This window comes from Ruegeria sp. BG9, from assembly GCF_056538305.1.
Map to the genome: position 1 here is coordinate 1 of NZ_JBQFSY010000006.1, position 12,153 is coordinate 12,153.

The 12,153-nt window shown below is 59.9% G+C and carries 15 protein-coding genes; 12 read left to right on the forward strand and 3 right to left on the reverse strand.

All coding sequences use genetic code 11. From position 1 onward, the window contains the following. Positions 1 to 409 (reverse strand): hypothetical protein (locus ACR0I8_RS11230; RefSeq protein WP_480703232.1); only part of this gene is annotated, 409 nt, incomplete at its 3' end. Between ACR0I8_RS11230 and ACR0I8_RS11235 the strand changes: the two genes are divergently transcribed. Further along, positions 342 to 1,223, forward strand: coding sequence for a lipid A-modifier LpxR family protein (locus ACR0I8_RS11235; protein WP_480703228.1), 882 nt, complete (start codon positions 342 to 344; stop codon positions 1,221 to 1,223). The genes ACR0I8_RS11230 and ACR0I8_RS11235 overlap by 68 nt on opposite strands. 36 nt (positions 1,224 to 1,259) lie before the next feature. Here ACR0I8_RS11235 and rpe read toward each other — a convergent pair whose 3' ends face one another. Continuing rightward, positions 1,260 to 1,949 carry a ribulose-phosphate 3-epimerase gene (rpe, locus tag ACR0I8_RS11240; protein WP_170690963.1) on the reverse strand — a complete coding sequence of 230 codons (690 nt, stop codon included), beginning with the start codon at positions 1,947 to 1,949 and terminating at the stop codon, positions 1,260 to 1,262. Between the two features lie 168 nt (positions 1,950 to 2,117). Between rpe and phnC the strand changes: the two genes are divergently transcribed. The 5 genes from phnC to ACR0I8_RS11265 all read left to right on the forward strand — a co-directional run bounded on the left by phnC (position 2,118) and on the right by ACR0I8_RS11265 (position 6,843). Then, the gene (gene phnC, locus ACR0I8_RS11245) at positions 2,118 to 2,939 is read left to right on the forward strand and encodes a phosphonate ABC transporter ATP-binding protein (protein ID WP_170690964.1); all 822 of its coding nucleotides are present in this window, start codon (positions 2,118 to 2,120) and stop codon (positions 2,937 to 2,939) included. 67 nt (positions 2,940 to 3,006) lie between these two features. Beyond that, positions 3,007 to 3,909 carry a phosphonate ABC transporter substrate-binding protein gene (gene phnD / locus ACR0I8_RS11250; protein ID WP_170527473.1) on the forward strand — a complete coding sequence of 301 codons (903 nt, stop codon included), beginning with the start codon at positions 3,007 to 3,009 and terminating at the stop codon, positions 3,907 to 3,909. 66 nt (positions 3,910 to 3,975) lie between these two features. Continuing rightward, positions 3,976 to 4,857: a phosphonate ABC transporter, permease protein PhnE gene (gene phnE / locus ACR0I8_RS11255; RefSeq protein ID WP_170690966.1), complete on the forward strand. Its 882-nt coding sequence runs from the start codon at positions 3,976 to 3,978 to the stop codon at positions 4,855 to 4,857. Next, positions 4,854 to 6,212 carry a phosphonate ABC transporter, permease protein PhnE gene (phnE, locus tag ACR0I8_RS11260; protein WP_480703174.1) on the forward strand — a complete coding sequence of 453 codons (1,359 nt, stop codon included), beginning with the start codon at positions 4,854 to 4,856 and terminating at the stop codon, positions 6,210 to 6,212. The genes phnE (ACR0I8_RS11255) and phnE (ACR0I8_RS11260) overlap by 4 nt, the downstream gene beginning before the upstream one ends. A 16-nt stretch (positions 6,213 to 6,228) precedes the next feature. After that, positions 6,229 to 6,843, forward strand: coding sequence for an LbetaH domain-containing protein (locus ACR0I8_RS11265; RefSeq protein ID WP_170472252.1), 615 nt, complete (start codon positions 6,229 to 6,231; stop codon positions 6,841 to 6,843). A gap of 139 nt (positions 6,844 to 6,982) precedes the next feature. Here the strand turns inward: ACR0I8_RS11265 and phnF are convergent, their stop codons facing one another. Continuing rightward, positions 6,983 to 7,693 (reverse strand): phosphonate metabolism transcriptional regulator PhnF, encoded by a 711-nt coding sequence (gene phnF / locus ACR0I8_RS11270; RefSeq protein ID WP_170690969.1) that lies wholly within the window; start codon positions 7,691 to 7,693, stop codon positions 6,983 to 6,985. Positions 7,694 to 7,796: 103 nt separating this feature from the next. Here phnF and phnG point away from each other — a divergent pair, with 103 nt between their 5' ends. Genes phnG through phnK form a run of 6 tightly spaced genes read left to right on the forward strand, consistent with a single transcriptional unit; the run spans position 7,797 to position 12,142 of the window. After that, a complete protein-coding gene (gene phnG, locus ACR0I8_RS11275; protein WP_480703176.1) occupies positions 7,797 to 8,255 on the forward strand; it encodes a phosphonate C-P lyase system protein PhnG in 459 nt (152 codons plus the stop codon). Continuing rightward, positions 8,255 to 8,830: a phosphonate C-P lyase system protein PhnH gene (gene phnH / locus ACR0I8_RS11280; RefSeq protein WP_170690970.1), complete on the forward strand. Its 576-nt coding sequence runs from the start codon at positions 8,255 to 8,257 to the stop codon at positions 8,828 to 8,830. Before phnG ends, phnH begins: the two co-directional genes overlap by 1 nt. A gap of 3 nt (positions 8,831 to 8,833) precedes the next feature. Beyond that, entirely contained in the window at positions 8,834 to 9,925 is a 1,092-nt protein-coding gene (locus ACR0I8_RS11285; protein ID WP_170690971.1) for a carbon-phosphorus lyase complex subunit PhnI, read from the forward strand. Next, positions 9,922 to 10,518: an HAD family hydrolase gene (locus ACR0I8_RS11290; protein ID WP_170690972.1), complete on the forward strand. Its 597-nt coding sequence runs from the start codon at positions 9,922 to 9,924 to the stop codon at positions 10,516 to 10,518. The genes ACR0I8_RS11285 and ACR0I8_RS11290 overlap by 4 nt, the downstream gene beginning before the upstream one ends. Beyond that, positions 10,515 to 11,375 (forward strand): alpha-D-ribose 1-methylphosphonate 5-phosphate C-P-lyase PhnJ, encoded by an 861-nt coding sequence (locus ACR0I8_RS11295; protein ID WP_170690974.1) that lies wholly within the window; start codon positions 10,515 to 10,517, stop codon positions 11,373 to 11,375. The genes ACR0I8_RS11290 and ACR0I8_RS11295 overlap by 4 nt, the downstream gene beginning before the upstream one ends. Beyond that, entirely contained in the window at positions 11,372 to 12,142 is a 771-nt protein-coding gene (phnK, locus tag ACR0I8_RS11300) for a phosphonate C-P lyase system protein PhnK (protein WP_170690976.1), read from the forward strand. The genes ACR0I8_RS11295 and phnK overlap by 4 nt, the downstream gene beginning before the upstream one ends. Positions 12,143 to 12,153: the final 11 nt, after the last annotated feature.

Below are 12,153 nucleotides of genomic sequence, written 5' to 3' on the forward strand. Positions count from 1 at the left end.
CGAAGGCGGCCGCACCGTCGGCGCCGGCGTTGTGTCGAAAATCACTGAATAAGTCGCGCAAGCGAATGATCAGACGGAAAGGGCGTCCCTCGGGACGCCCTTTTTCGTTTGTCGCAGCTATGATCCGGATGTTTCTCAGGGCGTTGGAGATGTTGCCTTTTGGCCGCGACTCACTGCACTCGCTCACGAAAATATTGTTGAAATCAAAACCTTTTCTTACGGTCCTTGAAAACGTATTGCGCCTGATGACCAGCAGGGCGTGAAGAGGGAAGGGGACGGCAATGAAGATTTTCTGGGCACTTGTCTTCCTGTGTGTTCCGCAGTTTCTGCTCGCGCAATCCTTGTCTCCCACGCCCCAACCAACAGAGTCACCAAAGCGAGAGCTGATTGGGTTCGGCTGGATGTTCACGGATGATCTGATAGGTGATGATCATGACCGTTGGCAGACGTCGTCTCTGAACCTGTCCTGGATTCTTGCGCGCGGCTGGAGCGGCGATCTGCCCGAAACCTTTGGGGACGTGATCGAGATTCGGGCGTACACGCAGATGATATCTCCCGAGGACCTGGTTACGCCAAACCCGCAGGACAGACAGTATGCCGGGATCCTGTCGCTTGGTGCGTATACGCATTTTCAAAGACGTAGTGCGCAGTTCACTGTTGGCGCTGAATTGGTGGCCGTAGGGCCGCAAACGGGCGTGGACAGCCTGCAGACCGAATTTCACAAGCTGATCGGAAGCACGCCACCGTCGCGGGCGATCCTGGATGATCAGATTTCCAATGCTTTTTATCCCACCGTAGTCGCGGAAATCGGACGAGAGTGGGATTGGGGCCGAAACACGCGCCTCCGCCCGTTTGTCTCTGTGCGGGCCGGGGACGAAACTCTCGCCCGCGTTGGAATGGACGTGACTTTCGGACAGGTGGGGCGGTCAGAGCTACTGATCCGCGACAAGATCACTGGGCAGCGCTATCGCTCTATGCGGACAGGGCCAAAGGGTGTCAGCGGCGTGTTCGGGTTTGATGCAGCCTATGTAGCCGACAGCGCATATATCCCGAATTCCGGGGAGGTCAGCCTTAAGCACGAACGGTATCGTGCGCGCCTCGGTCTGAACTGGGAGGCCAAATACGGAACTCTGTTCTACGGCGCGACCTATCTAAGTGAAGAATTCAACCAACAACCTGAAGGGCAGGTTGTTGGATCACTGAGTTTCAAGATCTCGTTTTGACCTTTTGCGGCTGAGATACTGCGGCGGCCAGTAGCATTACTTCAATGCAGATTCCGCAGCCGCCCGAACCGAAGCGATATTCGCACCATAGACGTCAGGCTTGTCGACAGACCCGCCCTTGAACACGGCCGATCCGGCGACCAACACATCTGCACCTGCAGCTGCGACCAAAGGAGCGGTGTTCGGGTCAACGCCGCCGTCAATCTCGATATGAACCGGGCGGTCTCCGATCATCTGGCGGAGTTTGCGGACCTTGCCCGTCATGTCGATGAACTTTTGGCCTCCGAAGCCCGGGTTCACTGTCATGACGCAGACCAGATCGGTGAGGTCCAGCAGATGTTCGACCGCCTCGGCAGGGGTGCCAGGGTTCAGGGCAACACCGGCCTTCATGCCCGCGGCGCGGATGGCTTGCAGGGTGCGGTGTGTATGCGGACCGGCCTCGACATGGGCAGTCAGGATGTCCGCGCCGGCATCGGCATAGGCCTGGATATAGGGATCGACCGGCGTGATCATCAGATGCACATCCATCACCGTTTTCACATGGGGGCGGAACGCTTTGACCGCCGGAGGGCCGAAGGTCAGGTTTGGCACGAAATGGCCATCCATCACATCGACATGGACCCAATCGGCACCCTGGGCTTCGATGGCCTGAATTTCGGCTCCGAAATTGGCGAAATCGGCGGACAGGATCGACGGAGCGATCTTGATGGAACGGTCAAAGCTCATGGCGGGCCTCATGCAGGAAACTGGGTTGCGGGCGCGTATAGCCGGGAATGAGCCTGAAGGGTAGGCCCTATGGTACGGGCTGCGGTGTTTACAAAACTTTCACTGAACCGACACATATCCGTTGATTGCAATCCGTAGCTACCCGCCAACACGAATTGGGGGTGGCACGTGCTGCACATCAAAAAATTGACAAAACGCTTCGGCGAGAATGTGGCGGTGGATACCGCAACGCTGGACGTGGACAAGCCCTGCATGATCGGCATCATCGGTCGATCGGGTGCGGGTAAATCGACGCTGTTGCGCATGATCAACCGTCTGACGGATGCCAGCGATGGCGAGATCCTGTTTCAAGGCCGCGACGTGACTCAGTTGAAGGGTCGTGAAAAGCGCGCCTGGCAGGCCGATTGTGCGATGATCTTCCAGCAGTTCAACCTCGTGCCCCGTCTGGACGTGGTGTCGAACGTGTTGCACGGGACGCTGAACCGTCACTCGACACTGGGCACGATGTTCAACCTGTTCCCGATGGAAGAGGTTCACCGCGCTATCGACATCCTCGATCGTCTGGGCATCGCGGAACATGCGCCCAAGAGGGCTGAGGCGCTTTCGGGTGGTCAGCAGCAGCGCGTGGCCATTGCCCGCGCCCTGATGCAGGACCCCAAGATCATTCTTGCCGATGAACCGATTGCCTCGCTGGACCCGATGAACGCGCAGGTGGTGATGCAGACCCTGCGCCGCATCCACGAAGAGGACGGCCGCACCGTCATTGCCAACCTGCACACGCTGGATACTGCGCGCCGCTATTGCGACCGCGTGGTGGGCATGCGCGACGGACGTATCGTCTTTGACGGCCTGCCCGAGCAACTGACCACAGGTGTCGCCCGCGAGATTTACGGCGCCGATGCCAGCTTCTCGGAAGAGGCGACTTCGACCGAGATCGAAACGCTGGACGCCACACAAAAGGCCCTGATGGAAGCCGAAGCGACCGTCTGAGCCACCCCAAACCCTTTCATCGCCCGGCCCGATGAGAGGTCGGGAACATCAAACTGGAGAGAGACAGATGAAAAAACTAGTTGCTGCCCTTGTTGCGACCACTGCCATGGCCGCGCCTGCAATGGCTCAGGAGATTTCCGAGCTGCGTATCGGCATTCTGGGCGGTGAGAACGCTCAGGACCGTCTGAACAACAACGAGTGCCTGCGCGTCTACACCGAAGAGGCTCTGGGTGTTCCGGCCAAGCTGTTTGCCCCTGCCGACTATAACGGTGTGATCCAGGGTCTGCTGGGCGGCACCATTGACGTAGCCTGGCTGGGCGCGTCGGGTTACGCGAAAACCTACCTTTCCGACCCCGAAGCGGTTGAGCCGGTTTTGGTCAAGGTCAACACCGATGGCGGCTACGGCTATCACTCGATCGGGTTTGCCCGCAAAGACAGCGGCATCACCTCGCTGGAAGACATGAAGGGCAAGACCTTTGGCTTCGGCGATCCCAATTCGACCTCGGGCTACCTGATCCCGTCGATTGAAATCCCTGCCGCAACGGGCGCGACCATGGATTCGGGCGACTATTTCGGTGAAGTGAAGTTCACCGGCGGTCACGAGCAGACCATCGTTGCCGTGAACAACGGCGACGTTGATGGCGGTGTGACCTGGGCCGACGGTCTGGGCGAATGGGAAGACGGCTACCAGTCGGGTGCTCTGCGCCGCGCGGTGGACGCCGGTCTGATCGACATGAACGATCTGGTGCAAATCTGGAAATCCGAGCCGATCCCGGAAGGCCCGGTTGTTGTCCGCAAGGCCCTGCCTGCCGATGTCAAAGCCAAAGTGACCGAGCTGTGGGACACGCTGTCGGAGAAAGACCGCGATTGCTTCTACGGTGTGGCTGCGGGCGAAGCCAAGAGCTTTGATCCGATCACCCACGACGCCTACGAAATCATCATCGAAGCACGCAAGCTGAAGTCCAACTAAGCCTGTATCTTCTATGCGCGGGGTCCGGTTAAATGCCGGACCCCGTTTTCCACTCAGGAGCATTCCATGACTGACCTTTCGGCAGGGTCCTATAGCGTCGATCAGATCCGCGACGACTATACCGCGATGACGCGGCGCAAACGGGTCTATGGTGGTATCCTCCTGATCCTGTTCGTTGCCCTTATGGCAGCGGGCTTCCGCACGGCTGATGAGCGCAATGCAGGCAGTTTCATTGACGGTTGGCACCGGATTCTGGACTACCCGTCCGAGGTACTGTCCGAGGCGTGGGAAAAGATCGCCGAGATGCCGGCCAATCTGGTCGAGTTTTTCCCAGCCCTGATCGAAACGATCAACATTGCCGCCGCATCGACCTTGATTGGGACGATCGCGGGTACGTTTCTGGCCCTGATGGCGACACGGGGTATGGCGCTCTGGCCCGCATTGATCCCGCTGTTCCGTCGGATCTCAGACATCTGCCGCGCGATCCCGGAAATCGTGATTGCTCTGGTTTTGATCTTCATTCTCGGTGGAGGGCCAGTGCCCGCGATGATCGCCATTGCCATCCACACGGCTGGCGCTTTGGGCAAGCTGTTCTCTGAGGTGAATGAAAACGCCTCTCTGAAACCGGTTGAGGGGTTGCAGTCCGTCGGGGCCAACTGGTCACAGCGCATGTATCTGGGCGTGATTCCTCAGGTTGGCCCGAACTATGTCAGCTACGCTTTGCTGCGGTTCGAAATCAACATCCGCGCCTCGGCCATCCTTGGTTTTGTCGGTGCCGGTGGCCTGGGCTACGAGCTGCGCAACGCCATGTCCTGGGGGCAAGGCCGCTACGATGAGGCTGCGGCCATCTTCATCCTTCTCTTCGTTACTATTGTGGTCGTTGATCAGATCTCGGGCTATCTGCGCGACCGCCTGACCCACGGGTCGGAAAAAGGAGCCTCGGTATGAGTACCTTTGCCACCGATTTGTCGATTGACGACCTGAAGGCCGAAGCGGACCGCCTGTTCAGCCGCAAGCGCATCGTGAATTTTGGGCTGCCGGGGCTGGTTGCCCTCTACCTGATCTACGTCTTCTTCGCCTTCGACGTGCCGGGCCTGACCGAGCGGGCCAACTGGGAAAACGGCAAGACGTTGGTGGCGGACAGCTACAGCTACAAGACCCATATCGAACGCGATAACCGCACGGGTCAGGTCTCTGCCGCGATCGAGGGCGAGCGAAAAGGGCGCTATCCCGACGGTACCGCGCCCGATTGGGTCGCGCTGGGTGAGACCACTGTGATTGATCTGGAAGACGGCCATGTGGTGCGTTTCGGGCCCGAGACAGTCGAATATGACATCCCCGGCTATGGCACCGTGCGCGCGACCCCCAGCCGGTCAGCCGGTGTGCAGGCCGAACTTCCTGCCGGAGAGGTTCCGGACTGGATCAATGTCTCCAAGAACCGTCTGGCCATCAAAACCGATGCAGGCCGACTGACCGTCACCCGCAACCGGTCCGAGGTGTTCCGTTACTTCACCGGGTGGGAGCTGTTCTGGTTCACGCTCGACAGCCCCTACTACGGCAAGTCCTTCCCCGAGCTTGTGAGCCTTGCGGCATCTGGTGAGGCAGGTGCGATCCTGAATGACTTCTGGACCAACAAGATGTGGCGGCACCAGGACGCGGCTTGGGCGATTTTCGAGACGATCCTGATGGCGTTCCTCGGCACGCTGGGCGCGGGTATGATTGCTCTGCCCTTGGCCTTCCTGGCGACGCGGAACTTCAACCCGCTGCGCTCGGTCCGCTTTGCAACGCGGCGCGTGTTTGACTTTGTACGAGGCGTGGATGCGTTGATCTGGACCGTGGTGCTGGCGCGTGCTTTTGGCCCGGGACCGCTGACTGGGGCCCTGGCCATTCTGGTGACCGATACCGGAACCTTCGGCAAGATTTTCTCGGAGGCGCTGGAGAATGTCGACAGCAAGCAGATCGAAGGTGTCCAGTCGACCGGGGCCAATGCGCCGCAACGCTACCGCTTTGGGGTGATCCCGCAGATCACTCCGGTTCTGCTCAGCCAGCTTCTTTATTTCCTCGAATCCAACACCCGCAGCGCGACAGTGATTGGCGCGATCACCGGTGGCGGGATTGGTCTGTTGCTGACGCAGGCGATCATCACGCAGAAAGACTGGGAAGAAGTCGCCTATTACATCGTTCTCATCATTCTGATGGTGATGCTGATGGATTGGTTCTCGGGCTGGTTGCGCAAGCGTCTGATTCAGGGCGACGCCGATAAAAAGCGCAAGCCGCGCGGTGCGGCCAAGCTGCAGTCCTGAGCGTATGGGGAATACGATGACGCGCCTGCGCTCTGATCAGCCTTTCATTCATCCCGACTGCCAGATATCGGGCAGCAGCTTTGGCGCCTATGTCGAGATCGGCGCCGGGACGCGGGTCGCCAATGCGCGGTTCGGCGACTACTCCTATTGCGACCGAACCTGTGACATTGCCAATGCCGAGATCGGCAAATTCGCCAATATCGCCAGCTTCACCCGGATCGGCGCGACGGATCACCCGATGGAGAAAGCCTCCTTGCATCATTTCCTGTATCGCTCAGCGGATTATTGGGAGGGTGCGGAAGACGATGCAGAATGGTTTGCGCATCGCGCTGGGCGACAGGCGTCAATTGGCCATGACACGTGGATCGGTCACGCGGCGATCATCAAGCCCGAGGTGACGATTGGGCACGGGGCGGTTGTGGCGTCCGGTGCGATCGTCACCAAGGATGTCGCCCCCTACACGATCGTTGCCGGGGTGACCGCGCAACCGATCCGCCGCCGCTTTTCCGAACAGGTGTCGGAGAGACTGCTGGCCCTGGCGTGGTGGGATTGGAGCCACGACAGATTGCGCGACGTGCTGCCGGATTTCCGCGCATTGCACATTGACGCGTTTCTGGAGAAATACGAGTAACCCTCCCGCGCCCGCATGTGCATCGGCTACGCTGATACCCATTGGCGGCCTAGGGCACAGCGCCGCGCTTTGCGCGGCGCGACCCCCAACGGGATGAGGCCTCCGGCAGGAGGCTGAAGACGGGCGGGAGCACCCTGGGTCAGGCCTCATTCAACGTCAGGGTCACGCGCTCACCAGCGAAGACGGTTTTTCCATATTCGACCGGTTGCCCATCTGGGGCCGCATTGATCCCAAGTGAGTGCAGGATCGGCGCACCTTCGTTGAGGTTCAGGTGCAGCGCCTGCGTCGCTGTTGCTGTGCGGGCCGTCAACCGTGTGGACTTCCGTATGAAATCCTCGATCCCGCATAGCTGAAGCGCCTTTGTGACGGATTGGGTTTCGGTAAGGTGGGTGAGAATGTCGGGCAGTCTGAGCGCCGGAAAGACGCTTTGAAACAGCGCGATGGGTTGACCATCCGCCAAAGACAAGCCGTCATAAACATGAACTGGATCACCGGGCTGCAAAGCCAGTGCTTCGGCTTCGGCCTCATCCGCAGCGCGGGTGGTCAGAGACAGGATGCGCTTGCCCGGTATCTTGCCGCTGGCGGAAATGCTCTTGTGATATCGAACTCGTTTGCCAATCGGGTAATCCGTTGGTCGTGCGGTGACAAAGACACCCGCCCCGCGCCGAGGCTGAACCAAACCTTGCTCTGCCAGCTCGGCTAACGCGCGCCTGACTGTATGGCGATTGACTCCGTGGGTTGCCGCCAGCTGCGCCTCGGTCGGCAGCCGGTCTCCGGTGCCAAAGCGCCCCTCGGCGATATCCGAGGTCAGGCTGAGTGCGATGCTTTTCCAGATCGGTGTTTTGCTCATGTCATCAAAACTTCACGGTCTCATGGATTGCCTGGAAGGCGGATGCAGGTTAATATTTGTCTAGTTGTATAGGTCGAGTAGACAACCGCGACAAGGGCTTTCGATGACAGAACAGATGAAAAGCAACGGGATCACGCGTCAGGAGTGGATGGGCCTGCTGGCCCGCGCCCCCGAGGATGCGATGATGCCGCTTTGGGACAGGGTGGCGGATCGTCCATCGTTCAAATGGCTGCGCAGCCCCGAGATTGGCGGCGTGATGGTGCGCGGTCGAGCGGGCGCCATTGGCGCTCCGTTCAATCTGGGAGAAATGACGGTCACGCGCTGTTCACTGGCTTTGGAGGATGGCACCGTGGGCCATGGCTATGTCCAGGGCCGCTCCAAGCCCAAGGCCGAGGCTGCCGCACTGATTGATGCTCTGATGCAGACTGAGGCAGCGGCTCGTATGACCGAACTGGTGATCACTCCGCTCAAGACCCAGATGCAGGATACAAGCAAGTCGCGCGCGGCAAAAGCGGCGGCCACCAAGGTCGAGTTCTTCACGCTAGTCCGGGGAGAGGACTGATGAACGCACAAACGCACTTCTCAGGTGGATTTCAGGACGCCCCGCGCGATGCCGCGCACGCGTTTCGGACCGCGATGACCGTGATGGCGCGCCCCGGTGAGATCAGAACGCTGGTCGGGGCGGAACCTCCGGCACCGCTATCGGTCGCGGCAGGCACCCTACTGCTGACTCTGTGCGATGCAGATACAGGGGTTTATCTGGCGGGCGCGGCAGATACGCCGGACATGCGTCAATGGCTCGGGTTTCATACAGGTGCTCCAATCGTCGAGGCGTCGAAAGCGGATTTCGCCGTGGGCCGCTGGCCTGAACTGATGCCTCTGAGCGACTACAGGATCGGCACGTCCGAATATCCCGACCGCTCGGCCACTTTGATTGTTGAGAGTGATGCGCTCGCGCCGAACGGCGCGGTTCTGAGTGGACCGGGGATCAAGACCACGACACGTCTGTCGCTACCGGATATCGCGGCGCTGCAGGGCAACGCGATGCTCTATCCGTTGGGCTGTGACTTCTTCTTCACCTGCGGGGATCAGGTCGCAGCCTTGCCGCGCAGCACGCAGATTCAGGCCGAGGGATAACCAATGTATGTAGCCGTCAAAGGTGGTGAAAAGGCCATCGAAAACGCCCATGCCTGGCTGGCCGAAGAGCGTCGGGGCGATACCGACATCACCGATCTGAGTATCGCGCAAATCCGCGAACAGCTGAGCCTTGCCGTCAATCGGGTTATGGCCGAGGGTTCCCTGTACGACCCGGACCTCGCGGCGCTGGCGATCAAGCAGGCGCGCGGGGATCTGATTGAGGCGATCTTTTTGATCCGCGCCTATCGCACCACGTTGCCCCGGTTTGGCTATTCCAATCCGGTCAAGACGGGGGATATGGCTTGCGACCGTCGCGTCTCGGCCACGTTTAAGGACGCGCCGGGGGGGCAAGTACTGGGGCCGACATTCGACTACACCCACCGCCTGTTGGATTTCAAACTGGCCGCCGAAGGTGAAATTGCCCCCGCGCCCGAAGGCGACGCCCGACAAGAACCGACACCGCATATCACCAGCTTCCTCAAAGGCGAGGGCGTCATTCAGGACGAGCCGCTCAGCGACGAAACACCGGGCGACCTGACGCGGGAGCCGATGGAGTTTCCCTCGAACCGCCCTTTGCGTTTGCAGGCTCTGACCCGTGGGGATGAGGGGTTCGTTCTGGGCATGGCCTACTCAACCCAGCGCGGCTATGCCCGCAACCACGCTTTTGTGGGTGAATTGCGGATCGGTAAAGTCGCGGTCGAGATGGACATCCCCGAGCTTGGTTTCGCCATTGAGATCGGCGAGGTCGAACTGACGGAATGTGAAACTGTCAACCAGTTCCAGGGTTCCAAGACGGAACCGCCGCAGTTCACCCGCGGCTATGGTCTGGTCTTTGGGCAGTCCGAGCGCAAAGCGATCTCGGTGGCTTTGGTCGACCGGGCGTTGCGGTGGAAAGAGCTGGGCGAAGACAATCTGGGGGCCCCCGCGCAGGATGAGGAATTCGTCCTCAGCCATGCGGATAACATTCAGGCCACCGGGTTCCTCGAACACATCAAACTGCCGCATTACGTGGATTTCCAATCGGAACTGGAACTTGTGCGCAAGCTGCGCCGCGAGGCGGAAGAACGCATAGCACCCAAGGAGGCTGCAGAATGAAAGCGGTGGTTTTTGATATCGGTGGCGTGCTTGTCGATTGGCAACCGCATCTGGCCTGGGTCGAGGCGCTGGGGTCGGAAGACGCCGCACACGCCTTCATCAAAAGGACAGATTTCCTGACGCGCAACGCGCGCGGCGACAACGGAGAGCGCTTCGCCGATATGGCGCAGGAGCTTTCGGACCCGCGCGATCAGGAGCTGTTCGCAGCCTATGTCGACCTCTACGCCCGCACGGTCGAGACGCCGATCCACGGCACATGGGAGGTTCTGGACCGCCTGAAGACGCAAGGCACGCCGGTCCACGCCATCACCAATTGGTCGGCGGAAACCTGGCCAGAGGGGCTGAAGGTCCAGCCGCGTCTGGGTGAGGTCTTTGGCACTCTGGTCGTGTCGGGTCAGGAGGGTGTGATGAAGCCTGATGCCCGGATTTTCGAGATCCTGTGCGAACGTTCCGGCCACGCGCCCGATGACTGCGTGTTCATCGACGACGGCCTGCACAATGTCAAAGGTGCACAGGCAGTGGGCATGGACGCCATTCACTTCACGTCGCCGCAGGCTTTGGATGCCGCTTTGACTGAAAGAGGTTTGCTATGAACGAGTACAACTTCGCCTATCTGGATGAACAGACCAAGCGGATGATCCGCCGGGCCATCCTCAAAGGGTTGGCGGTTCCGGGATATCAGGTACCCTTTGCCAGCCGCGAGATGCCGATGCCCTATGGCTGGGGCACTGGCGGTGTTCAGGTCTCGGCAGCAACGCTGACGCCTGACGATACGTTCAAGGTGATTGATCAGGGGGCGGATGACACGACCAACGCGGTGTCGATCCGCAAGTTCTTTGAAAACACCGCAGGTGTTGCGACCACGGAAGAGACCGAGAAGGCGACCGTCATCCAGACCCGCCACCGCATCCCCGAGGCAAAGCTGACCGAGGATCAGATCCTTGTCTATCAGGTCCCGATCCCTGAGCCTCTGCGTTTTCTCGAACCGCGCGAGACCGAGACGCGAAAGATGCACAGCCTCGAGGAATACGGGCTGATGCATGTGAAGCTTTACGAAGATATCAGCCAACACGGCGCGATCTCGACCTCATATGCTTACCCGGTCAAAGTGTCGGACCGCTACGTGATGGACCCGTCACCGATCCCGAAATTCGACAATCCGAAGCTGGAAATGGACGCGATCCAACTGTTCGGTGCGGGGCGCGAACAGCGGATCTACGCGGTGCCACCACATACCAAGGTCGTCAGCCTCGATTTTGAGGACTACCCGTTTGAGGCCTCCAAAGCCGATCACCCCTGCGACCTTTGCGGGGCTGAGGACAGCTATCTGGACGAGGTGATCATGGATGACGCGGGCAATCGGATGTTTGTCTGCTCGGATACGGATTACTGCCGGTCGCGCCGCGAGGCGGGCCACCAAGGCCCCATGACCAGAGAGGACGCGGCATGACCCCGCTGTTGCAAGTCAAGGATATCGAAAAAAGCTACGGTGCCCGGATCGGATGTACGGATGTCAGTTTTGATCTCCATCCGGGTGAGGTGATGGGGATCGTTGGCGAAAGCGGGTCAGGCAAATCTACGTTGCTGAATTGTCTGGCAGGTCACCTAGAACCCGATGCGGGGCAGGTGATCTTTGACACCCGTGCAGACGGTCCGGTGGATACGGTCACCATGTCCGAGCCCGAGCGGCGGATGCTCGGCCGCACAGATTGGGCCTTTGTCCATCAACATGCTCGCGACGGCTTGCGCATGTCGGTTAGTGCTGGCGGCAATATCGGCGAGCGCCTGATGGCCGTCGGCGATCGTCACTACGGCGATATCCGTGACAAGGCGATCGACTGGTTGGGCCGCGTCGAGATCAGCGAGGCGCGGGTCGATGATCGCCCCACTGCTTTCTCGGGCGGAATGCAGCAGCGCCTGCAGATCGCGCGCAATCTGGTGACGGGGCCTCGACTGGTGTTCATGGATGAACCGACCGGAGGGCTGGATGTTTCGGTTCAGGCGCGGCTTCTGGACCTGTTGCGCAGTTTGGTGCGCGAGATGGGTTTGAGCGCGATCATCGTCACCCACGATCTGGCCGTTGTACGCCTGTTGGCGGATCGGTTGATGGTGATGAAAGACGGCCATGTGGTCGAAACCGGCCTGACCGATCAGGTGCTGGACGATCCGCAACATGCCTATACGCAGCTGCTTGTGTCCAGCGTTCTGCAGGTTTGAGTATTTGGGAA

Coding starts and splice junctions, on each gene's coding strand:
- rpe (WP_170690963.1), bottom strand. CDS start 1,949: ATGAGCTTTGACCGTTCCATCAAGATCGCTCCGTCGATCCTGTCCGCC.
- phnD (WP_170527473.1), top strand. CDS start 3,007: ATGAAAAAACTAGTTGCTGCCCTTGTTGCGACCACTGCCATGGCCGCG.
- phnE (WP_170690966.1), top strand. CDS start 3,976: ATGACTGACCTTTCGGCAGGGTCCTATAGCGTCGATCAGATCCGCGAC.
- phnE (WP_480703174.1), top strand. CDS start 4,854: ATGAGTACCTTTGCCACCGATTTGTCGATTGACGACCTGAAGGCCGAA.
- ACR0I8_RS11265 (WP_170472252.1), top strand. CDS start 6,229: ATGACGCGCCTGCGCTCTGATCAGCCTTTCATTCATCCCGACTGCCAG.
- phnF (WP_170690969.1), bottom strand. CDS start 7,693: ATGAGCAAAACACCGATCTGGAAAAGCATCGCACTCAGCCTGACCTCG.
- phnG (WP_480703176.1), top strand. CDS start 7,797: ATGACAGAACAGATGAAAAGCAACGGGATCACGCGTCAGGAGTGGATG.
- phnH (WP_170690970.1), top strand. CDS start 8,255: ATGAACGCACAAACGCACTTCTCAGGTGGATTTCAGGACGCCCCGCGC.
- ACR0I8_RS11285 (WP_170690971.1), top strand. CDS start 8,834: ATGTATGTAGCCGTCAAAGGTGGTGAAAAGGCCATCGAAAACGCCCAT.
- ACR0I8_RS11290 (WP_170690972.1), top strand. CDS start 9,922: ATGAAAGCGGTGGTTTTTGATATCGGTGGCGTGCTTGTCGATTGGCAA.
- ACR0I8_RS11295 (WP_170690974.1), top strand. CDS start 10,515: ATGAACGAGTACAACTTCGCCTATCTGGATGAACAGACCAAGCGGATG.
- phnK (WP_170690976.1), top strand. CDS start 11,372: ATGACCCCGCTGTTGCAAGTCAAGGATATCGAAAAAAGCTACGGTGCC.